Genomic DNA, 21,766 nt, shown 5'->3' with positions numbered 1-21,766 from the left:
CATGGCTACAACCACACCAGCCGGTGTGCGGGGCGGCCACGCCAAGCGCGGAGACGGCACGGATGCCTCCGCCGGAGCGCCCATGACGCACCGCCAGATCATGGAGGCGCTGTCCGGGCTGCTGCTCGGTATGTTCGTCGCCATTCTTTCTTCGACGATCGTGTCGAATGCGCTGCCGGAGATCATCCACGATTTGGATGGTGGGCAGAGTGCCTACACCTGGGTCGTGACCGCGTCGCTGCTGGCGATGACGGCGACCACTCCGCTGTGGGGCAAGCTCTCCGACCTGTTCAGCAAGAAGCTGCTGGTGCAGCTCTCGCTGATCATCTACGTCGCGGGCTCGGTCGTCGCCGGCCTCTCGCAGAACAGCGGCATGCTGATCGCCTGCCGCGTCGTGCAGGGCATAGGCGTGGGCGGTCTGTCCGCCCTGGCTCAGATCGTGATGGCCGCGATGATCTCCCCGCGGGAGCGGGGACGGTACAGCGGTTACCTGGGCGCCGTGTTCGCCGTGGCGACCGTCGGCGGCCCTCTCCTGGGCGGTGTCATCACCGACACCGACTGGCTCGGCTGGCGCTGGTGCTTCTACGTCGGCGTGCCCTTCGCGGTGATCGCGCTGATCGTGCTGCAGAAGACCCTGAAGCTCCCCGTCGTCAAGCGCGAGGGCGTCAAGGTCGACTGGCTGGGCGCCTTCTTCATCAGCGCGGCGGTCTGCCTGCTGCTGGTGTGGGTCACCCTGGCCGGTGACAAGTACGACTGGATGTCCTGGCAGACCGGTGCCATGGTCGGCGGTGCCGTCGTGCTCGCGCTGATCTTCATCCTGGTCGAGACCAGGGCGGCCGAACCGATCATCCCGCTGCGGCTGTTCCGCAACAAGACGATCACGCTCGCCTCGCTGGCCTCGCTGTTCGTCGGTATCGCGATGTTCTCCGGCACCGTCTTCTTCAGCCAGTACTTCCAGCTGGCGCGCGGCAAGTCGCCGACGATGTCCGGCGTGATGACCATCCCGATGATCGCGGGCCTGTTCCTCTCCTCGACCGTGTCCGGCCAGGTCATCACCAAGACTGGCAAGTGGAAGGCGTGGCTGGTCTCCGGTGGCGTACTCGTGACCGCGGGCCTCGGCCTGCTGGGCACGATCCGGTACGACACCGAGTACTGGCACGTCGCGATCTTCATGGCCCTGATGGGTCTCGGCATCGGCATGATGATGCAGAACCTGGTGCTCTGCACGCAGAACCAGGTCGCCCCGCAGGACCTCGGCTCCGCCTCGTCCGTCGTCACCTTCTTCCGCTCCCTCGGCGGTGCGGTGGGTGTCTCGGCGCTCGGCGCGGTGCTGGCAACCCGAGTCACGCACTACGTCAAGGACGGCCTGGCCGACCTCGGACCGGCGGCCGCCAAGGCGGCGCAGTCCGGTGCCGGCGGCGGGGGCATCCCGGACCTGGACGCCCTGCCGGCGCCCCTCCGGACGGTCATGGAGAGCGCCTACGGGCACGCGGTCGCGGACATCTTCCTGATCGCCGCCCCGTGCGCGCTGCTCGCCTTCCTTCTGACGCTTTTCATCAAGGAGGTCGCCTTGAAGACCAAGGGTGGACTGGCACAGTCCTCCGACGACGGCTCGGACGCCACGGCGTCCGGCGCCGGCACGGACGCGACGGCGGTTCCGGCCGACGCCGCGGCCGCCCCGGCCGCCGCTCCGGCCGCCGCTTCGGCCGCCTCGACCGAGGCGCTGGAGCCGGCCCTGGTCGGCGCCCCGTCCGTCGCCCCGGACGAGCACACCCCGTCGTGGGCCCAGGCCCAGCCGGCCGCGGCCACCCAGGCCCAGCCGCTGGCGGCGTACGCCTCCGCCGGCGACCCCGGCACCCCGGAGGGCCCGGCCATCACCGGCTTCGTCCGCAACGGTGACGGCAGCCCGGTCCCGCGCTCCGCGGTCACGCTGATCTCCCTCAGCGGCCGCCAGCTGGGCCGCTCGGTGGCCCAGGCCAACGGCTCGTACGTACTGAACGCCCCCGGCGCCGGCTCGTACGTGCTGATCGCGGCCGCCGACGGCCACCAGCCGCAGGCGTCCACGGTCGTCGTCGGCGACCAGCCGATCGGCTACGACATCCTGCTCAGCGGCACCAGCGGCCTGCGCGGCCAGGTCCGCAGCGTGGTCACCGGCCAGCCGGTGGACGGCGCGATGGTCGTGGTCACGGACGTCCGCGGTGAGGTGCTGGCGACCGGCAAGACCGGCGTCGAGGGCAACTTCGCCTTCGACGAGCTGGCCGCCGGTACGTACACCGTCGCGGTGAACGCCACCGACTTCCGGCCGACCGCGCAGCCGGTCGAGGTCAGCGGCCAGGGCACCACCCGCATCGAGATCGCGCTGCAGTCCGGCGCCCGCGTCCAGGGCATCGTCCGGGCCGGTGCGGACCGCCGTCCCCTGCCGGACGCGCGGGTCACGCTGGTGGACGCGGCGGGCAACGTCGTGGCGACCTCCACGACCGGTGCCGATGGCGCGTACGCCTTCACCGACCTGGACTCCGGCGACTACACGGTGATCGCCAGCGGGTACCCGCCGGTGGCCAACGCGCTGTCGGTCGATGCGGGCGGGGTCGACGGTTACGACGTCGAGCTGGCCCACCCGGGCGACTGAGACCGGCCGGGTGATCGAACGGGGGCCAGGGCGGAAAGCCCTGAGAGCACAGCCCCGGCCCAGGGGCGCGCGTTGAGCGGAGACGCGCCCCGGGCCGGACCAAGGGCCCCGGCGGCGGCGGGCGCAAAGGCAGGGGACGGCCTGCACGCCGCCGGCCGGGGCCCACATGTACCAAGCACGAATCGGGAGTGGGTATGAGTTCGACTGGCGCGGGCGTTCGGGCACAGGTCCGGACACGCGACGGCTGGGCGGTCAAGCACGCGGTGCTGACCGTCACGGACATGACGGGCACGCAGGTCCTGCGCGCCACGGCCGACGAGGACGGCGTCGTGCGCGACGCGGCCCCGCTGCAGCCCGGACCGTACACGGTGATCGTGACGGCCGTGGGCTACGCGCCGGTCGCCTCGACCTCGATCGTGACGGCGAGCGGCCGGATGGACATCGGCAACGTGACGCTGGCCCGGCAGGGCGGCGCGGAGCTGCCGCCGCCCGGACCGTGGACGATCGACCCGATGCACTCGTCGGTGGCCGCCGCCGCACAGCACCTGGGGATCTCCAGCGTGCGCGGCCGGTTCACGGAGTTCTCCGGCCGGATCGACATCGCGGAGGACGTGGAGAAGTCGCGCGTCGAGGCGGTCATCAAGGCTTCGTCGATCGACACCGGCAACGGGATGCGCGACGGCCACCTGCGCAACGCCGACTTCCTCGACGTGGAGACCTACCCGGAGCTGACCTACCGCTCCACGGGTCTGGAGGCGGCCGGGCCGGACCGCTGGATCGTGCACGGCGACCTCGCGCTGCACGGCGTCGAGCGCCCGGTGGACCTGAACCTGTCGTACCTGGGCACGGGCCCGGACCCGTGGGGCGGCACGCGGGCGGCGTTCAGCGCCACCGCCGAGCTGCACCGCGAGGACTTCAAGATGAACTACAACCAGGTCGTGGCGGCCGGTATCGCCGCCATCGGCACCACCCTGAAGGTGGAGCTGGACATCCAGGCGGTCCAGGGGGACTCGCTGCCGATGGCCGGCTGAGTACCCCTCCCTAAGCTCCGCGGCCCCGGTCGCGGAGCGCCTCGATGCCCGCGATCTGCACGTCCAGCGCGTACGCGAAGTCGCGCTCGCGCATCTCGCGGACGCCGACGCCCTGCTGGATCTCCAGCGCCTTCGCCGACATCTCCATCGTCTCGGCGAACTCCGGGCGGCCCTGGACCGCCCCGATCACCTCCCGGAAGTGCTCGTCCAGGCTCTTGCCGGTCTCCCGGCAGCGCTCCTCGTGCAGTCCCTCGATCGTGCTGAAGCCGTAGACGAACTGGAAGACGGCGCCGAGCGCCCCGGAGATCTCCTCCGGGGAGAGCCCGCTGCCCTGCATGACGCGCAGCGTCGCGTTGGAGAACGCGATCGCGTGCGGGCCCACGTTGAGGTACTCCCCCAGCAGCCGCGGCGCCCAGCGGTGGGTGACCAGCACCTTGCGGTACTCGGCGGCCAGGTGCCGCAGGTGGTCGCGCCAGTCCGCCTCCGGGTCGTTCTCGTCCGGCAGGTCGATCTCGCCGGCCACCGCGTCGATGGCCAGCTCCAGCAGGTCGTCCTTGGTGTCGACGTACCAGTACACGGACATCGCCGTGACGCCGAGCGCGGCGGCCAGCCGGCGCATGGAGAACTTCGCGAGCCCCTCCGCGTCGAGCAGCCGGACCGTGGTCTCGACGATCTTGTCCAGATCCAGTCCGGCCGGCTGGTCCGCCTTCCGCTTCAGCGGCGGACGTTCGGTCAGCCAGACACTCTTCCGTGGTTTCCCGGCGCGGCTGCCCGTCGCTTCCATGGCCGGCCCTCCCTCATCGCTGAACTGGTCGTACGCGGTCCTGCCGCCTCGATGCTATTCCGCTTCGGCGCGGGGGCGCCCCGACCGTTCGGCGCGTTCGGCGCGGCCGAGCAGCACGCCGGCGAGCAGGCCGCCCGCGAACACCGCGGCGGCGCCCACCAGTTGACTGGTCTGGATACCGGTCGCGAACGCGTCCCGCACGGCGGCGCGGTCCGCGTCCGTACGGGCTGCCGCGAGCGCGGCGGGCAGCGAGCCGGCGCCGGCCGCGACCGCCGGGAGCAGCGCCGCGAAGCGGGAGTTGAGCACCGCGCCGAGCACGGCGACGCCCAGGCCCTGGCCGCACTCCATGAGCGTGCCGTTGACGCCGGCGCCGACGCCGGCCTTGGCGGGCGGTATCGCGGACATGATGGCGTTGGCCATGGCCGGCATGGAGAGCGCGACGCCGATGCCCATGACGATCAGTCCGGTGAGCATGCCGCTGTAGGAGCCGGCGCCCGAGAGCGAGACGGCCGCGAGGCCGCCCGCGAGCAGGGTCATGCCGACGGCTATGGTCCGCGGCGTGCCGAGCCTGACCATCAGGCGGCCCGCGAGGCCGGAGAAGTTCAGGACCACCGCGGTCAGGGCGAGCGGCGCGATGCGCAGCCCCGCCTCCAGCGGCTCGTAACCGAGCACCAGTTGCAGATGCTGGGTGAGCAGGAACATCGAGCCGCCCATGCCGAACGCGACGAGGATGCCGCCCGCGACGGCGCCGACGAACTTCCGGTCGCGGAAGAAGTGCATGTCCAGCATCGGGTGCGGGGTGTGCAGCTCCCAGCGGGCGAAGACGGCGAGCGCGAGGATGCCTACGAGGGCGGAGCCGAGCACGCGGGCGGAGAACCAGCCGTGGCCGGGGCCCGAGATGATCGCGAAGACCACGGCGACCATGCCGATCATGGACAGCAGGGCGCCGGGCAGGTCGGGACGGTCCCCGGAGGGATTCTTGGACTCCGGTACCAGCTTCAGCACGGCGATCAGGCCGAGCACCGCGACGGGGATGTTGATCAGGAAGATCGAGCCCCACCAGAAGTGGTCGAGCAGGGTGCCGCCGATCAGCGGCCCGGCGGCGAAGCCGAGGGAGTTGACCGCTCCCCAGATGCCGATCGCCTTGGGTCGCTCCTCGTTGTCGAAGATCTGGACGACGACGGCGAGGGTGGTGGTCATCAGCAGGGCGCCGCCGATGCCCATGCCGGCGCGGGCGGCGATCAGCTGGCCGGCGGACTGCGCGTAACCGGCGCACACCGAGCCGACGCCGAACAGCACCAGGCCGATGGCCAGCATCTTCTTGCGGCCGTAGCGGTCGGCGGCGTTGCCGGCCGTGAGCAGCAGGCCGGACTGGACCAGCGAATAGGCGTTGATCATCCACTGGATGTCGGCGGTGGTCGCGCCCAGCTCCTTGTTGAGGGAGGGGACGGCGACGTTGAGGACGGTGTTGTCGAGGAGGACGGTGAGCTGCGCGAGGCAGATGACGCCGAGGATGATCCAGCGCGTGGGATGGCGCGGCGGGCTCTCGGCGGAGGTCGCGGCGGAGGCCACGGAGGACATACGGGCTCCCTGTACAGTGCGAGCGGATGCTTTACACCGTACAGGGGCGCCCTATACGCCGTACATTCGATTGATGAGCTTCGTTTTACGAGCGGGGAGCGGTCAGGTCGTAGAGCGTGGTGCTGCCGACGGTGACCTTCTTGTAGTGCTGCGACACCCAGGACGTGATCTTGGAGGAGCCGCCCGAATTGCCGCCCGGGCCGCCGCCCATGCCGCCGCCCAGGAAGTAGTGGATCTTCCCCGCCTTCACGTACTCCTTGAACTGCGCGAGCGTCGGGGACGGGTCGCTGCCGTTGAAGCCGCCGATCGCCATGACCGGCTTGCCGGTCGCCAGCTGGTAACTGGCGGCGTTCTGCGAGCCGATGGAGGCGGCGGCCCAGGTGTACGAGTCGGCGTTCGCCAGGAGTTTCGCCTTCACCTCGGCGCTGACCTGGCTGCCGTTGAGGAGGCCGCCCATGCCGCCGCCTCGCATACCGTCGCGTTCGCGCAGGCCGGGCGGCGGGGTGCCCATGCGGGAGCCGCCTCCCTGCGGGCCCTTCTGCCCGTTCTGCTTCGGGTTCTGGCCGCCCGGCATTCCGGGCGGACCGCCGTCGCCGCCGGGCTTCCCGCCCATGCCACCCGGACCGCGCATACCGCCCGGACCGCCCATGCCTCCGGAGACCGAAGGCCCGGCCGTGATGATCGAGCCCGTGTGCGGGGTGGTCACCGTGTTCAGCGTGTACGCGAGGGGGCCGGCCAGCGAGGTCGCGAGGCCCAGCCCGGCGGCGCCGAGGGCCAGCCGGCGCCCGGCGCCCGAGGTGCCCCGCCCGAAGACCGCCAGCGCGACCGCCGCGAACAGCCCGCCCACCAGCACCACCCAGCGCAGCCACGGCAGCCACGTCGGCGACCGGTCCAGCAGGACGTACGACCAGACCGCCGTGCCCGCGACCGTCACGGCGAGCACCGCCGTCGCCGCGACGTGCCGCCGCCGCTGCCACAGCACCGCGGCGCCCATGCCGACCAGCGCCGCGATGTACGGGGACAGGGCGATGTTGTAGTACTGGTGGAAGATCCCGGACATGAAGCTGAAGGTCGCGAAGGTCATCAGCAGCGCGCCGCCCCAGACCCAGAACGCGTCCCGCCGCTGCGCGGCAAGGGCGTCCGTCGCGCGCCGGGCCCGCCACAGTACGCACAGCCCCGCGATCAGCAGCACCAAGGCCGCGGGCAGCAGCCAGGAGATCTGGCCGCCCATGTCGGCGGAGAAGAGCCGGCCGATGCCGGTCTCGCCCCAGCCGCCACCGCCGCCGCCCCGGCCACCGCCGCCCCCGCCGACGCTGCCGGTCTCGTTGCCGTTGATCCGGCCCAGCCCGTTGTAGCCGAAGGTCAGCTCCAGGAAGCTGTTGTGCTGCGAGCCGCCGATGTACGGGCGCGAGGACGCGGGCCACAGCTCCACGAGCGCCACCCACCAGCCGCCGGAGACGAGGAGCGCGAGCCCGGCGAGCAGCAGCTGCCCGATCCGCTTCCGTACGGTGGTGGGCGCGCAGACCGCGTACACCACGGCCAGCGGCGGCAGGATCAGCCACGCCTGGAGCGTCTTGGTGAGGAAGGCGAGGCCGAAGCAGAGCCCGGCCAGGATCAGCCACTTCGTCCGCGCGTCCTCCAGGGCGCGCAGCACACAGCCGATCGCGCAGACCATCAGCAGGCAGAGCAGCGCGTCGGGGTTGTTGAAGCGGAACATCAGCGCGGCGACCGGAGTGATCGCCAGCGCGCCGCCCGCGAGGAGTCCGGCGCCCGCGCCGAAGCGCCGGCGCACGATGGCGTACAGCACGCCGACCGTCGCGACGCCCATCAGCGCCTCGGGCACCAGGATCTGCCAGGAGCCGAGCCCGAAGAGCCGCACCGACAGGGCCATCGGCCACAGCGCGGCCGGCGGCTTGTCCACGGTGATCGAGTTCGCGGCGTCCGAGGAGCCGAAGAAGAACGCCTTCCAGCTCTCGCTGCCGGCCTGCACTGCCGCCGAGTAGAACTGGTTGGCGTACCCGGAAGCGCCCAGGTCCCAGAGGTGGAGCACGGCGGTGACGGCGAGCAGGAGCAGCAGGCCGGGACGGGCCCAGCGGGGGTCGGCGCGCCGCTCCGGTGCCGGCGGCCCGGGCGGCGTCTCCGGCCGCCGGGTCTCGTACGTCGGTGGGGCGGTCATCAGGAGCTCCTGTCGGTGGTGCCGTCCTGCGCGGCGGCGGTGCCCGGGAAGACCCAGGCGCGGAAGAGGAGGAAGCGCAGCACGGTCGCGGCGAGGTTCGCGGCGACCAGTACCGCCAGCTCCGTACCGTGCGAAGGGGTGCCGGCCGCCGCGTTCAGGGCCGCCAGCGAGCCGCTGGTCAGGGCCAGTCCGATGGCGAAGACGACCAGGCCCTGCGCCTGGTGGCGGACCGCGCGGTCGCGGCCCCGTACGCCGAAGGTCAGCCGCCGGTTGGCCGCGGTGTTGCCGAACGCGGAGACCAGCAGCGCCAGCGCGTTGGCGAGCTGCGGCCCGACGCCGAGCCGGAAGAGCGAGTACAGCAGGAGGTACGCGACCGTGCTGAGCACGCCGACCACGCAGAAGCCGACCAACTGGCGGGCCAGGCCGCCCGGTACGCCGGTCAGCTGCCGGTCCCGCGGGTCGTCGCCGAAGGGCCGGGCCAGCCGGTCCAGCGGCAGCGCGCCGGTGGCCAGCGCGCGCCCCACCCGCCACACGCCCTTGAGGTCGTCGGTCGCGGTCTTCACGATGTGCACCGTGCTGTCGGGGTCGTCCACCCAGTCCACCGGTACTTCGTGGATGCGCAGCCCGGCCCGCTCGGCGAGGACCAGCATCTCCGTGTCGAAGAACCAGCCGGTGTCCTCGACCATCGGCAGCAGCCGCTCGGCCACGTCGCCGCGGATCGCCTTGAACCCGCACTGCGCGTCGCTGAACCGGGCGGCCAGCGAGCCGCGCAGGATCAGGTTGTAGCCGCGCGAGATGAACTCCCGCTTGGGGCCGCGCACGACACGCGAACTCCGGGCCAGCCGGGAGCCGATGGCGAGGTCCGAGTGGCCGGAGATCAGCGGCGCGACCAGCGGCAGCAGCGCGTTCAGGTCGGTGGAGAGGTCCACGTCCATGTACGCGAGGACGGGCGCGCCGGACATCGACCAGACGGTGCGCAGCGCCCGGCCGCGGCCCTTCCGCTCCAGCCGTACCGCGGTGACCTCGGGGATCTCGTCGTCGAGCCGGGCCGAGACCTCGGGGGTCAGGTCTGTGCTCGCGTTGTCGGCGATGGTGATCCGGAAGCCGTACGGGAAGGTGCGGGCCAGGTGGTCGTGGAGCCGCCGTACGCACGGTTCGAGGTCGCGCTCCTCGTTGTAGACCGGGATCACGACGTCCAGGACGGTCGTGGTGCGGCCGGGACGCAGGTGTTCGCGCGGCGGCAGGGAGCCCAGCGACGTGGGCGTCGGCTGTGTCGTCGTCATGGGACCGACGTTCGTCGGCCCCGCTGTCACGACCGTGTGGTGAGGCTGTGGCCTGCCTGTGAGTCCACGGCGGGGGCCTGCGGGGCCGGTTCGGCGGGCAGCGTGACCGTGAAGACCGTGCGTCCCGGGGCGCTGTCCACGCCCACCTCGCCGCCGTGCGCGGCCACCACCGCGCGGACGATGGCCAGGCCGAGGCCGGTACTCCCGGCGCCCCGCGACCGCGAGGCGTCGCCGCGCGCGAACCGCTCGAAGACGTGCGGCAGCGTCGCCGCCGGTATGCCCGGGCCGTCGTCCACGACCTCCAGCAGGACGGACGGGCCGCGCCTGGCCACCCGCGCGGTGACCGTCGTGCCCTCCGGCGTGTGCGTGCGCGCGTTGCCGAGGAGGTTGACCAGTACCTGGTGCAGGCGTGCCGCATCCGCCCGTACGAGCGCCGGCGCCTCGGGGAGTTCGAGCCGCCAGTGATGGCCGGGGCCGGCCGCGCGCGCGTCGCTGACCGCGTCCACGACCAGCGGCGAGAGATCGGTGCTCGCATACGAGAGCGGGCGTCCCGCGTCCAGCCGGGCGAGCAACAGCAGGTCTTCCACCAGCCCGGTCATCCGGGCCGCCTCGGACTCGATACGGCCCAGCGCGTGCCGGGTGTCGGGGCCGGGGTCCTCGCGGCCGCGCCGGGTCAGCTCGGCATAGCCGCGGATCGAGGCCAGCGGCGTGCGCAGTTCATGGCTGGCGTCGGCGACGAACTGCCGTACCCGCGTCTCGCTCTCCTGACGCGCGGCCAGCGCCGAACCGACGTGCCCCAGCATCCTGTTGAGCGCCGCGCCCACCTGGCCGACCTCGGTACGCGGGTCCGCCTCGGCCGCCGGCACCCGCTCGTGCAGCGCCACCTCGCCCCGGTGCAGCGGGAGTTCGGAGACCCGGGTGGCGGTGGCCGCGACCCGGCGCAGCGGCCGCAGCGCGAGTCCGACCATGGAGGCGCCCGCGAGGCCCGCCGCGATCAGTCCGGCGGCCGTCACACAGACCTCGACCACGATGAGCGTGCCGACGGTGCCCTGGACCTGGTCCAGCGGCAGTCCGACGACGACCGAGCCGTCCTTGGAGGACGTGACCCGGTAGTCGCCTAGCCCGGGCAGGGCCGCGGTGTGCGGCCGCCCGTCCCTCGGGACCGTCGCCAGTGCCCGGAGCTGCGCGGCGCCGAGGCCGTCCAGGTGCTCGGAGAGCACCCGGCTCCGGGAGTCGTTGCTCTTCGCGCCGCTGTCGATGGTGCCGTCCGCCTGGACGTGGGCACCGACGGTGCCCACGGGCTGGCCGGGGATCGCGACGAAGTCGAGGGAGTCCTGCCGCAGCGGGTCGCGCCCGATCGGGCCGCCCTCCGCACGGTGCACGGACTCCCGCAGCTGGCCGTCCAACTGCCCCTGAAGATAGTCGTGCAGCGCGATGGCGGTGACCGTACCGATGACCGTGCCGACCACGGCGATCAGCGCGACGGCAGCGACCACCAGGCGGGTGCGCAGCGACCACGGGCGGCGTCCGGAACGGCCGCCGGGAGTACGGGACATGACCGCGCCAGTACGGGACATGACCGTTACTCGCCGGGCTTGATCAGATATCCCGCGCCGCGCCGCGTGTGGATCATCGGGCTGCGGCCCGCGTCGATCTTGCGCCGCAGGTAGGAGATGTACAGCTCGACGACGTTGGCCTGGCCGCCGAAGTCGTAGGACCAGACCCGGTCCAGGATCTGGGTCTTGCTGAGCACCCGGCGCGGGTTGCGCATCAGATACCGCAGCAGCTCGAACTCCGTGGCCGTGAGGTGGATGTCCACCCCGCCGCGCGAGACCTCATGACTGTCCTCGTCCAGCACGAGGTCGCCCACCGCGAGCACCGACGAGGGCCGTACGGCGGCGGCACCGGCCCGGCGCAGCAGCCCGCGCAGCCGGGCGACCACCTCCTCCAGGCTGAACGGCTTGGTGACGTAGTCGTCGCCGCCCGCGGTCAGCCCGGCGATGCGGTCCTCCACGGCGTCCTTGGCCGTGAGGAAGAGGACGGGCACATCGGGCAGGTCGCGGCGGAGCCGGCCCAGTACGGTCAGGCCGTCCAGGTCGGGCAGCATGACGTCCAGGAGCACCGCGTCCGGCCGCCACTCGCGCGCGGCCCGCAGCGCGCTCGCGCCGTCCCCGGCGGAGCGGATGTCCCAGCCTTCGTACCGCAGTGCCATCGACAGCAGGTCGGTGAGCGACGCCTCGTCGTCGACGACGAGCACGCGCACCGGGCTCCCGTCGGGGCGCAGCAGTTCCGGTTGCTTCTTCACGGAGGGCGGCGATCCGGCAGTGGCAGTCATGCCCACCAGCCTGGCCGCGGCCTCTGAGAACCCCCTTTCGGCTTTCTGTGAATCTGCTGAGAAACGCAGGCAGCGGGGTGCATGACCGGCTGGGCCGCCCCCCGCGCGGTCCAGCCGGTCTCACTGGTAAAAGCATGGCAGGCACCACTGACAATCGGCCCTGAGCGCGGGGGCGGTGGGCCTGCGGACGGCGCGGACGCCCGCCCCCGGACACCCGGCCTCGGACGCCCGCCCCCGGACACCCGGCCGCGGATACCCGGCCTCGGACCCCGGCCGCGGACGCCCGGGCGGGCTCAGAGCCCCAGCAGCCGGGCCGCGTTGCCGTAACAGACCCCGCGCAGCCAGTCGTCGCCCAGCTCCACCCGCGTCAGCGCCTCCAGCGCGTGCGCGTAGCCGTACGGGATGTTGGGGAAGTCGCTGCCGAAGAGGACCCGGTCGCCGAGGTCCGCCAGCCGCCCGCGTTCCTCCCGCGGGAACGGCGCGGCCCGCTCGGCGAAGTCGGTGAAGGCCATCGTCGTGTCCAGGTGCACGCTCTCGTAGCGCTCGGCCAGGTCGAGGAAGTCGGTGTACTCCGGCATCCCCATGTGCGCGACGACCAGCCGCAGCCGCGGGTGCCGGGCCAGTACCCGGCCGACCGGCTCGGGCCCGGTGTGCTTGCCCGGCGCGGGCCCCGAACCGCAGTGGACGACGACCGGCGCCCCCGCGTCCTCGATCAGCCCCCACACCTCGTCCAGCCGCTCGTCCGCCGGGTCGTACCCGCCGACCTGCACATGTGCCTTGAAGATCCGCGCCCCGCCCGCCAGTTCGCCCCGTACGTACGCGGCCGCGCCGTCCTCGGGGAAGAACGTCGCGGTCCGCAGGCAGTCCGGCGTGCGGGCGGCGAAATCGGCGGCCCAGCCGTTCAGCCACTGGGCCATGCCGGGCTTGTGCGGGTAGATCATCGAGGTGAACGCGCGGACGCCGAAGCCGCGCAGCACGGCGAGACGTTCCTCCTCCTCGTACCGGTACGTGATCGGCCACTCCCGGCCCACCAGCGGCCCGGCCGCGTCGAAGTACGCCCAGACCTTGGCCAGCACCCGTTCCGGCATGAAGTGCGTGTGCACGTCGATCAGCCCGGGGAGCCCCAGCTCCCGCCAGAACTCCCCGACCCGCTCGTCCCCTTCGGCCGCCGCCCCGCCCGGCCTCTCCGACGCGCTCAGAACAACCCCTCCTGCCGTCCCTCGTCCGTACCGCTGCCCGCGCGGACCACGTCCGCCGTGGTCACCTTCCCGGCCGCGGCCCGCAGCACCCATCCGGCCAGCAGCCGGGCGTCCACGACGAGTACGGGCCCCGTACCGGCCCGGTCCAGGTACAGGTCCGATCCGGCCGCCGCCAGCACCGCGCCGACGATCTCGTCCCCCGCCCGCAGCGCACGGACCTCCCCCACGTCCCCCGGCTCCGCCGGAATGCGGTCGAGCCCGAACACCTCGGAATGATCGACATACGCGTACGGCGCCGCCCGGAGCGCCTCCGGCCAGCCCGGCAGCGACCGGGCCTCCTCGTGCAGCGCGGCCAGCGCGGCGGCCCGCTCGGCGGTGGGCGGCAGGGCCCGCCGCGCCGCCCGCTTCTCCGCCTTCCCGAACCGGTCCCGTACCGCCAGCGCGCTCCCCAGCAGCGCCTCGGCCCGCCGCGCCGCCATCAGCGGCCCCTGTCCGAGCCAGGAGTACCCGACCGCGCCCTGCTCCAGGAGGCGCGCCGCGCCCCGCTCGGCCGCGGTGATCCCGACCTTCAGCAGCCCGGGCCCGAAGTACGCCAGGTACACGCCGTACGGGCGCGGATCGTCCGCCATCGTGTCCGCGGCCACCGACCGCGAACGGTCCAGCCGCGCGCAGTCCGCACACTGGTCGCGTGCGCCCGCCCCGTCGAGCACCGCGCCGTACGGACAGACGGTCCACCGGCCGGCCCGCCGCACGCCGAGGCAGCGCCGCTCGCCCTCCAGGGCGAACGCCAGCGGCTTGCCGGCCGGCAGCGCGCTCCGCCGCTCCTCGCCGCGCTCCTGGTGATACCAGCCGAGCCCGAAGGCGCCGTCCGTCCACCGGGGTCCCGTGCACCGCCACATGGTCCCGCCCTTCACACCGCGGACACGGCCCGTTCCCCGCGCTCGGCGTCCGTTCCCGGTCCTGTCCCCGGTCCCCGGAACGTGCTCCGGTACTGGCTCGGCGACACCCCCAGCGCCACCTGCAGGTGCTGCCGCAGCGACGCCGCCGTGCCGAACCCGGCGTCCGCCGCCACCCGGTCCACCGACAGGTCCGTCTCCTCCAGCAGGTGCCGCGCCCGCTCGATGCGCTGCTGGGTGAGCCACTGCAGCGGCGAGACCCCGACCTCCTCCCGGAACCGCCGGGTGAAGGTCCGTACGCTCATCGACTCGCGCGCGGCCAGTTCGCGCAGGCTCAGCGGCCGGTGCAGCTGCTCCAGGGCCCAGGCCCGGGCCCTGGCGGTCGTGGCGAACTGGGGCTCGGGCACCGGGCGCCGGATGAACTGTGCCTGGCCGCCCTCGCGGTGCGGCGGCACGACCGTGCTCCGCGCGACCTCGTTGGCCACCGCGGCGCCGTGGTCGCTGCGCACCATGTGCAGGCAGAGGTCGATACCGGAGGCGACGCCGGCCGAGGTCAGGACGTTGCCGTCCTCGGTGTAGAGCACATCGGGGTCCACCCGCACCGCGGGGAACAGCCGCCGGAAGTCCTCCGTGGACCGCCAGTGGGTGGTGGCCCGCCGGCCGTCCAGCAGGCCCGCGACGGCCAGCACGAAGGCGCCCGTGCAGATCGACGCGACCCGGGTCCCCGGCCTGATCCGGCCCAGCGCCGCGGCGAGCGGCGCGGCCAGCCGCCCGTCCTCCGGGTCGTAGTCCTCGTGCGAGGCCGGCACGACGACCGTGTCCGCCTCGGCCAGCGTCTCGGGCCCGTGCGCCACATTGATCGTGAAGTCGACGTCCGTCCGCACCTCACCGGGCTCGACGGCGCAGGTCACCACCTCGTACAGCGGCTCCCCCGCGGCCGACCTGGCCTGCCCGAAGATCCGGTGGACGATGCCCAGCTCCATCGGCAGCAGACCGTGCCGCACCAGGACCGCGACCCGGTGCCGCCCGCTCTCCGTGAAAGCACCCATGGCCCGATTCTTTCACACCATGGCCATCAGGCCACTCGTTTCGGGTCACCGGGCCGCGGACGATCGAGGACATGAAGATTCTCTGGCTTTTCGCCCACCCCGAGCAGCGCTCCCTGAACGGTGCCCTGAAGGACGACGGCATCGCCGCCCTGCGCGCCGAAGGGCACGAGGTCCGGGTCTCCGACCTGTACGCGATGAAGTGGAACCCGGTCGTGGACGCCGACGACTACGGCCACGACCCGGCCGAGCGCCTGGACGTCGCCAACCACTCCCGCGAGGCGTACGAGAGCGGGCGCCTCGCCCCCGACATCGCCGCCGAGCACGAGAAGCTCGACTGGGCGGACACGGTGATCATCCAGTTCCCGCTGTGGTGGTACGGAATGCCCGCGATCCTCAAGGGCTGGTTCGACCGCGTCTTCGTGAAGGGCTTCGGATACGGCGTCTTCGACGAGGCCACCGGGCGCACGCTGCGCTACGGAGAGGGCCGGCTCGCCGGGAAGCGCGCCATGGTCGTGCTCACCGTCGGCGCCCGCGAGCGCGAGATGGGCCCGCGCGGCATCAACGGCGGCCTGGACGCCATCCTCTTCCCCCTCCAGCACGGCACGCTCTGGTACGCGGGCATGTCCGTGCTGCCCCCGCTCCTCGTCGCCGGCGCCAACCGCTTCTCCCCCGAGCAGTACGCCGAGGCCGCCGGCCGGCTGCGCGAGCGCCTGCGCACCCTGGCCACCACGCCCCCGATCCCGTACCGCACCCAGAACGGCGGCGACTACGACGCGAACCTGACCCTCCACCCCCACCTCGCCCCGGGCCGGGAGGACCTCGGCATCCACGAGGACGCGTGACACGCACGCCCCGGGAACGACGAAGCCCCTCCGGGTCTCCCGGAGGGGCTTCGCACACTGTGCGCTCGGCAGGATTCGAACCTGCAACCTTCTGATCCGTAGTCAGATGCTCTATCCGTTAAGCTACGAGCGCCTGGCTTTCCGGTCATCTGTTCGACCGGGCAGCGATGCGCGGACAACATTACATGACCGGTGACGCACAACGAAAACGCTGCCCCGGACGATGACGGCGGCAACGCGAAAGCCCCGTCGATCTCTCGACGGGGCTTTCGGCGCACTGTGCGCTCGGCAGGATTCGAACCTGCAACCTTCTGATCCGTAGTCAGATGCTCTATCCGTTAAGCTACGAGCGCTTGACTTCCCGGCCATCTTCCGGCCGGTCGGCGTTGCGGGAACAACATTACATGAGCCGGGGCGTAGCGCGAAATCCATTGCCCGGGCCCCGTCCGACCTGCGAAAACAGCGAAGCCCCGACCAGCTGGCCGGGGCTTCACCCACAGTGCGGAGGCGGAGGGATTTGAACCCTCGATGGGCTTTAAGACCCAAACCGCATTAGCAGTGCGGCGCCATAGACCGGACTAGGCGACGCCTCCACGCAACGCCACCCGCGCGAACGCGATGTGGTGTGTGCAGATGATGGCACAGCTCAGCGTGCTGTCACCAATCGAGCTCTACGGTACTAGGCGCACGGGCCGCTCGGCAAAGCACTTCCCGCCGGTACGGACCGCCGATGGCGACCGATTCGCGGGGCTCGGTGGCGGTGCGCGGTCGCCCGGTTGCGCAACGTACGGCGCGGTGGAGCGTTAAGAGGACAGGGGGTGCCCGCCCCCTCCCGTCCCTGTGTCCCACGCCCTGGAGAGCCCGATGGCGCTGCGCCGCCTTGCCGCACTCGTCCTGACCGCCGCCACCTGCGCGATCGTGCCCGCCGTCGGCGCGCCGACGGCCGGTGCCGTCCCCCCGTCGGAGCAGCACCGGCTGATGCCGGTCCCGCTGTCGAACGGCGGGGACCACCTGACGGTGACCGTCACCGACTCCGGAAGTACCGCCATGGACGGAACGCACGAACTGAAGTGCCACCCCGCCGGCGGCGATCACCCCAAGGCGGCGGAGGCGTGCCGGGCGCTGGACAAGGTGACGCGCTGGGGCAAGGACCCCTTCGCGCCCGTCCCGCCCGACGCGCAGTGCACGATGCAGTACGGCGGACCGGCCACCGCGCACGTCACCGGCCGCTGGGCCGGGCGCCCGGTGGACGCCACCTTCAAGCGCGACAACGGCTGTGAGATCGGCCGCTGGGACAAGCTCGTCCCGCTGCTGCCCTCCGCCGCCTCCTAGGAGAGCCCGCCGCCGGAGCCCAAGTCGGCTCAAAAGTCGACGTCAGGGCGGTACCGGGAGACAGGGGCCGGAGGCGGGCCGGACAGAAGAGGGGGTTCCGCTTCCCGTGAAAACCGGTCGGACACGCGCGAAAACCGGCCGGGTTTCGTGACCAAGTAGGGCCTCAGATCCGGACGCGGGGCACATGTCGGGCGTGCGGCGAGTCGCACAGGGCCGTGGCATTACCTCCTCGTCATCCGCCTCCGCGTCCCCGCCCGGTGCCCGTAGACTCCCTTCCAGTGACACGCCACGGTGGGTTTCAGTCACACACCACGGTGGGTGTCGGCAAGATGCGGTCACCAGGGAGGAAGCGTCGTCGTGAGCAGCAGGCCATCCCGAGGCGCTGCTCGCCTCGCAGCCATACTCGACGCACTGCCGGACGCGTTGCTCCTCGTCAACTGCAACGGCACGGTCGTCAACGCCAACACCATCGCCCTGGAGACGTTCGAGGCACCGGGCACGGCCCTGGTGGGCCGCGGCCTGCTGGACCTGCTCCCGACGTTCGACTCCAAGCGCATCCCCGGGTCCATGCGGCGCCCCGACGACACGCGCGGGGCCGGGCGGCAGAAGCCGACACGGATGATCGCCCGGCGCACGGACGGCACGGAGATGCTGGTCGAGGTGACCAGCGCCAACCTGGAGGACGGCCGCACCCCGTACGAGTCGGCCTTCGAGGCCGCGTACGCGGACCACCGCTCCTCGTACACCGGCGACGAGCTGCTGATGCTCGTCGTCCGCGACCTGTCCGGACAGCTGGACATCGAGAGCGAACTGGCCCGCCAGCAGCGCCAGACCGAGATGATCCTGCGGGCCGCCGCCGAGGGCGTGGTGGGCGTGGACGCGGAGGGCAAGGTCGTCCTCGTCAATCCGTCCGCCGCGCAGATCCTCGGGTACCGGGCGAGCGAGCTGGGCGGCAAGGAACTGCACCCGCTCATCCACCACTCGCGCGCCGACGGCACCCCGCTGCCCTGGGCGGACACCCCGCTCGCCGACACCCTCAAGTCCGGCCGCAAGCACCGGGTCCGCGCCCAGGTCCTGTGGGCCAAGGACGGCCGCGCGGTCTCCGTGGACCTGACGACCGCTCCGGTACGGGACGGCGACCAGCTCGTCGGCGCCGTCATGACCTTCACCGACCGGCGCCCGATGGACGCGCTGGTGGCACGGCAGGCCCAGCTGCTCGCCGTACTGGACCAGTCGCTGCGCGGCCCGCTGGAGCAGCTCCGCACCGAGCTGGGCACCCTGGCGTCGGACCCCGCGGGCCAGCTCTGGCCGGAGGCCAACCAGGTCCTGCACCACCTCACGGCCGGGTACAGCCGGATGACGACGCTGGTGGACAACGTCCTCAGCTACCAGCAGCTCGACGCGGGCACGGACAAGCTGCAGCGGACCGAGGTCTCGCTGGACGCGGTGGTCGCCGCGGGCGTGGAGGGCGCGGTCGAGCTGATCGGCCCGGGCCGCGCGCAGTTCGCGGTGCACGCGCCGCCCCTGAAGGCCGAGGTGGACGCGGCGCGGCTGGCGCAGGCGCTCTCGCACCTGATCGCCGATGTCGCGGGCGTCGACTCGACGGGCAACACGCCCGCGGGCGCGGCGCCCGCCGGGGACTCCACGATCGTGGTCGCGGCCGCCAAGCGCGGCGCGGTCGTCCGCATCGAGGTGCGCGGTCCGTACAGCGGCGGCGACCCGGTGCACGGCCCGATCGTGCGCGGCATCGTCCGGCTGCACGGCGGCGTACTGCAGACCCACGAGGTGCCGGGCGGCGCGGGCGGCAGCGCGTACGTCCTGGAAGTACCGGTCAAGGCGGACGGCTCGGCGGTACCGAACCCGGCCGGCCAGCAGGTCGGCGGCACGGACGGGACGGTGGAGATGCCGGCGTCCGGGGCCGAGACCGGTGCCGGTGCCAGGACCGAGGGCGGCGCCAAGGCCGAGGGCGGTACCGGTGCCGGTTCCGGTACTGGTGCGGCCGCTGCGGAGGCCGTGCCGCCGGGCGGCCGGCGGCGGGGCAAGCCGGAGCAGGAGAGCGCGGGCGGCGGACTGCCCGCGCTGCCGGCCGCGCCCGCTCAGGGGGCCGCGGACGCGCAGCAGGGACAGCAGGGACAGCAGCCGGGTGGGCGTCGGGCCCGCCGTGCGCTGTCCGACACCGCGGGACGCTCGATCCCGAATCAGCTTCCGGCGCAGGTACCGGCCCAGGGGGCGAACGCGCCGCAGCAGGCGACGCAGGGCGGCCTCGAGCAGCAGCCGTCGCGCTCCGCCGCGAGCGCGCTGACCCCGGCCGCGGGGCCGGGGCGTCCGGGACCGGGCCGTCCGGGACCGGGGCGTCCGGGTCCGGGACAGCAGCCCGGTGGTCAGGGCCCTCGCGGTGATCAGGCGTCCGGCCAGGCCGGGCAGGGGCCCGCTGGGCTCAGCCCCGCGCGCTCCGGGGGCGCGCCCGCATCGGCGCCCGCCGGGCAGCAGGGGCAGCAGGGCCCGCGTACGCCCTTCGCGCTGCCGCCCGCCGCGGCCGACCAGCATCCGGCCCAGGCCGCCGCTCAGGCGCAGGCCCAGGCCGCTCAGGCTCATACCCCCGCCCAGCCGCAGCCCGGTGCGCGGCAGTCGCAGCCGCAGCCCCAGCCCGGCGCTCAGCAGCCGCGGCCCGCGCTGCCCGCCGCCGGGGCGCAGGCTCCCGACCCGCGGACGGCCGCCGCCCAGGCGCCCGGTCCGCAGCTCCCCGCCCAGGCCACGGGCCCGCAGGGTGCTGCCGGTCCGGGTGAGCCGGTGCCCACCGGTACCGGCCGCCGCCGCGCCCGCCGGGCTCCCGAAGAGGCAGCGGGGACCGCCGCGGGAGCGCCCGACGGCGCGCTGCCCGCGCTGCACGGTGCCGACGCCGGGGACACGCCGACCGGCCGCCGCCGCGCGCGCCGCGCCGCCGCCGAGGAGCGGGCCGCCGCTTCGATGGCCGACTCGGAGTCCACCGGTACGTTCGTGGTGGGCGCCGGAGGCCAGGTCACGCACCCCGAGGACGACACCGCGACCCCCGCGGCCCCCGCGCCGACCGGCCGCCGCCGCGGCCGCCCCAGCCCGGCCGAGGCCGCCGCTCCGCACGCCCAGGACGCCCAGGCAGCGCAGGCAGCTCAGGCAGCTCAGGCAGCGCAGAACGCACAGGCAGCACAGGCAGCTCAGCAGCCCGAGGACGCGCGTCAGCCTCAGCCCCAGACGCAGGCTCAGGCACAGCCCCAGGCGCAGGCACAGCAGCCCCAGCCCCCGGCCCCGGCCCCGGACGCCGGCCGCCGCGGCCCCTCCGTACCGCGTCAGTCCGCGCCCGGACAGCAGGGCGCCGCGGGCCGGCCCCTGCCCGTACCGGAAGAGGAAGCGGGGCCCGCGGCCGGGCAGTCGGACGGCCGGTCGTTCAGCGTGCGCACGCTCGGGCAGGGCGTCCCCTTCGCCCAGCAGATCGCCGACCAGCACCAGCCGGCCAACGGCCGCCCGGGCCGCCACGGCCAGCCCGCTCAGGGCGGACAGTCGGCCGCTGGCGCCAACGGCACCCTCGGTGGCGCCGGCAGCGCCGGCTCCGGCCGCCGCCGGAAGCTCGCCGCCCCGCCGCAGGACGGCGAACGCGGTGCCGGTACCGGTACCGGCACGGGTACCGGCTCCGGTTCCAGTTCCGGTTCCGAGATGGTGCCCGCCACCCGTGCCCCGCAGGGCGGCCAGCCGCAGCCGCAGCCGTCGCTGATGGAGTCCACGGAGGGCCGCGCGTTCGCGATCTCCGCGCCGGGCGAGGGCCAGGAGGGCCCCGAGCCGCTGGACGGCCCGAACGGCGCCATAGAGGTCATGGACCACCAGCCGCCGCCCATGGACGACGAGCTGCCGCCCGAGCCGCTGGACAACCCGCGCCGGCTGCTGGTCTGGCCGGCGCCGGACGCCTCGACCCAGCAGGCGCTGAGCGACCGCGGCTACCGCCCGGTGATCGTCAACTCCCGCGAGGAGGTGGACGCGCAGATCGCGGCGTACCCGGCCGCGCTCTTCGTCGACCCGCTGACCGGGCCGATCACCCGCAAGGCCCTGCAGTCGCTGCGCGAGGCGGCGGGCGCCGCCGAGGTGCCCGTCCTGGTGACGGCGGGGCTGGCCCAGGCAACCCGGGAGGCGGCGTACGGCGCCGACCCGGCCGTACTGCTCAAGGCGCTCGCGCCGCGCGACAGCGAGCAGCACCCGTCGCGCGTCCTGCTGATCGAGGAGAACGACGCCGTCGCGGGCGCGCTCACCACGTCGCTGGAGCGGCGCGGCATGCAGATCGCGCGGGCCGCGACGGACGCGGACGCGGTCAGCCTGGCCACCCAGATCCGGCCCAACCTCGTGGTGATGGACCTGATGCAGGTGCGCCGCCGGCGGGCCGGGATCGTGGACTGGCTGCGCGCGAACGGGCTGCTCACCCGCACCCCGCTGGTCGTCTACACCTCGGCCGACATGGACCCGGCCCAGCTGCCGCGGCTGGTGTCCGGCGAGACCGTACTGTTCCTCGCCGAGCGGTCCACCAGCCAGGACGTCCAGGGCCGCATCGTCGACCTGCTCGCCAAGATCGGCACCAACTGATCGGCACCAACTAGCGCACGGGGCGGG

The 21,766-nt window shown here is 73.3% G+C and carries 14 protein-coding genes and 3 tRNA genes; 5 read left to right on the top strand and 12 right to left on the bottom strand.

Features of this window, described 5'->3' with window-relative positions; genetic code table 11:
• The first annotated feature begins 1 nt into the window (after position 1).
• The gene (locus ACIGXO_RS16720; protein ID WP_399786521.1) at positions 2 to 2,629 is read left to right on the top strand and encodes an MFS transporter; all 2,628 of its coding nucleotides are present in this window, start codon (positions 2 to 4) and stop codon (positions 2,627 to 2,629) included.
• Between the two features lie 194 nt (positions 2,630 to 2,823).
• Positions 2,824 to 3,660: a YceI family protein gene (locus ACIGXO_RS16715; protein WP_399786518.1), complete on the top strand. Its 837-nt coding sequence runs from the start codon at positions 2,824 to 2,826 to the stop codon at positions 3,658 to 3,660.
• Between the two features lie 10 nt (positions 3,661 to 3,670).
• Here ACIGXO_RS16715 and ACIGXO_RS16710 read toward each other — a convergent pair whose 3' ends face one another.
• From ACIGXO_RS16710 to ACIGXO_RS16670, 9 genes are all read right to left on the bottom strand, one after another.
• Positions 3,671 to 4,444 carry a TetR/AcrR family transcriptional regulator gene (locus tag ACIGXO_RS16710; protein WP_399786515.1) on the bottom strand — a complete coding sequence of 258 codons (774 nt, stop codon included), beginning with the start codon at positions 4,442 to 4,444 and terminating at the stop codon, positions 3,671 to 3,673.
• A 54-nt stretch (positions 4,445 to 4,498) separates the two neighbouring features.
• On the bottom strand, positions 4,499 to 6,025 hold the full coding sequence (locus ACIGXO_RS16705) for an MFS transporter (protein ID WP_399786512.1): 1,527 nt from the start codon (positions 6,023 to 6,025) through the stop codon (positions 4,499 to 4,501).
• Between the two features lie 85 nt (positions 6,026 to 6,110).
• Positions 6,111 to 8,201: a glycosyltransferase family 39 protein gene (locus ACIGXO_RS16700; protein WP_399786510.1), complete on the bottom strand. Its 2,091-nt coding sequence runs from the start codon at positions 8,199 to 8,201 to the stop codon at positions 6,111 to 6,113.
• Positions 8,201 to 9,484 (bottom strand): glycosyltransferase, encoded by a 1,284-nt coding sequence (locus ACIGXO_RS16695; RefSeq protein ID WP_399786508.1) that lies wholly within the window; start codon positions 9,482 to 9,484, stop codon positions 8,201 to 8,203. Before ACIGXO_RS16695 ends, ACIGXO_RS16700 begins: the two co-directional genes overlap by 1 nt.
• 26 nt (positions 9,485 to 9,510) lie before the next feature.
• Positions 9,511 to 11,040 carry a sensor histidine kinase gene (locus ACIGXO_RS16690; protein ID WP_399786505.1) on the bottom strand — a complete coding sequence of 510 codons (1,530 nt, stop codon included), beginning with the start codon at positions 11,038 to 11,040 and terminating at the stop codon, positions 9,511 to 9,513.
• A gap of 26 nt (positions 11,041 to 11,066) precedes the next feature.
• Positions 11,067 to 11,819: a response regulator transcription factor gene (locus ACIGXO_RS16685; protein WP_399786502.1), complete on the bottom strand. Its 753-nt coding sequence runs from the start codon at positions 11,817 to 11,819 to the stop codon at positions 11,067 to 11,069.
• Between the two features lie 293 nt (positions 11,820 to 12,112).
• A complete protein-coding gene (locus ACIGXO_RS16680; RefSeq protein WP_399786500.1) occupies positions 12,113 to 13,111 on the bottom strand; it encodes an amidohydrolase family protein in 999 nt (332 codons plus the stop codon).
• The gene (locus tag ACIGXO_RS16675; RefSeq protein ID WP_399786497.1) at positions 13,015 to 13,917 is read right to left on the bottom strand and encodes a DUF2797 domain-containing protein; all 903 of its coding nucleotides are present in this window, start codon (positions 13,915 to 13,917) and stop codon (positions 13,015 to 13,017) included. Before ACIGXO_RS16675 ends, ACIGXO_RS16680 begins: the two co-directional genes overlap by 97 nt.
• A gap of 11 nt (positions 13,918 to 13,928) precedes the next feature.
• A complete protein-coding gene (locus ACIGXO_RS16670) occupies positions 13,929 to 14,963 on the bottom strand; it encodes a GlxA family transcriptional regulator (protein ID WP_399786494.1) in 1,035 nt (344 codons plus the stop codon).
• A gap of 71 nt (positions 14,964 to 15,034) precedes the next feature.
• On the opposite strand from ACIGXO_RS16670, the gene ACIGXO_RS16665 reads away from it, so the two are divergent.
• Complete coding sequence (locus tag ACIGXO_RS16665; RefSeq protein WP_399786491.1) at positions 15,035 to 15,805, top strand: NAD(P)H-dependent oxidoreductase; 771 nt, start codon at positions 15,035 to 15,037, stop codon at positions 15,803 to 15,805.
• A 60-nt stretch (positions 15,806 to 15,865) separates the two neighbouring features.
• On the opposite strand, the gene ACIGXO_RS16660 is transcribed toward ACIGXO_RS16665, so the two are convergent.
• The 3 genes from ACIGXO_RS16660 to ACIGXO_RS16650 form a co-directional block, all read right to left on the bottom strand.
• Positions 15,866 to 15,938: transfer RNA gene (locus ACIGXO_RS16660), tRNA-Arg, on the bottom strand.
• Between the two features lie 147 nt (positions 15,939 to 16,085).
• Positions 16,086 to 16,158 (bottom strand) — tRNA-Arg (locus ACIGXO_RS16655).
• A gap of 149 nt (positions 16,159 to 16,307) precedes the next feature.
• Positions 16,308 to 16,398: transfer RNA gene (locus tag ACIGXO_RS16650), tRNA-Ser, on the bottom strand.
• Between the two features lie 271 nt (positions 16,399 to 16,669).
• Between ACIGXO_RS16650 and ACIGXO_RS16645 the strand changes: the two genes are divergently transcribed.
• A complete protein-coding gene (locus ACIGXO_RS16645; protein WP_399786488.1) occupies positions 16,670 to 17,137 on the top strand; it encodes an SSI family serine proteinase inhibitor in 468 nt (155 codons plus the stop codon).
• A gap of 357 nt (positions 17,138 to 17,494) precedes the next feature.
• Positions 17,495 to 21,739, top strand: a complete 4,245-nt coding sequence (locus tag ACIGXO_RS16640) for a PAS domain-containing protein (RefSeq protein ID WP_399786485.1) — start codon at positions 17,495 to 17,497, stop codon at positions 21,737 to 21,739.
• The last annotated feature ends 27 nt before the right edge of the window (positions 21,740 to 21,766 follow it).

The sequence above is a fragment of the Streptomyces sp. NPDC053542 genome (assembly GCF_044544685.1).
Taxonomy (GTDB): domain Bacteria; phylum Actinomycetota; class Actinomycetes; order Streptomycetales; family Streptomycetaceae; genus Streptomyces.
Note: the sequence above shows the minus strand (reverse complement) of the source record. Positions and strands in the feature narration are given on the sequence as shown.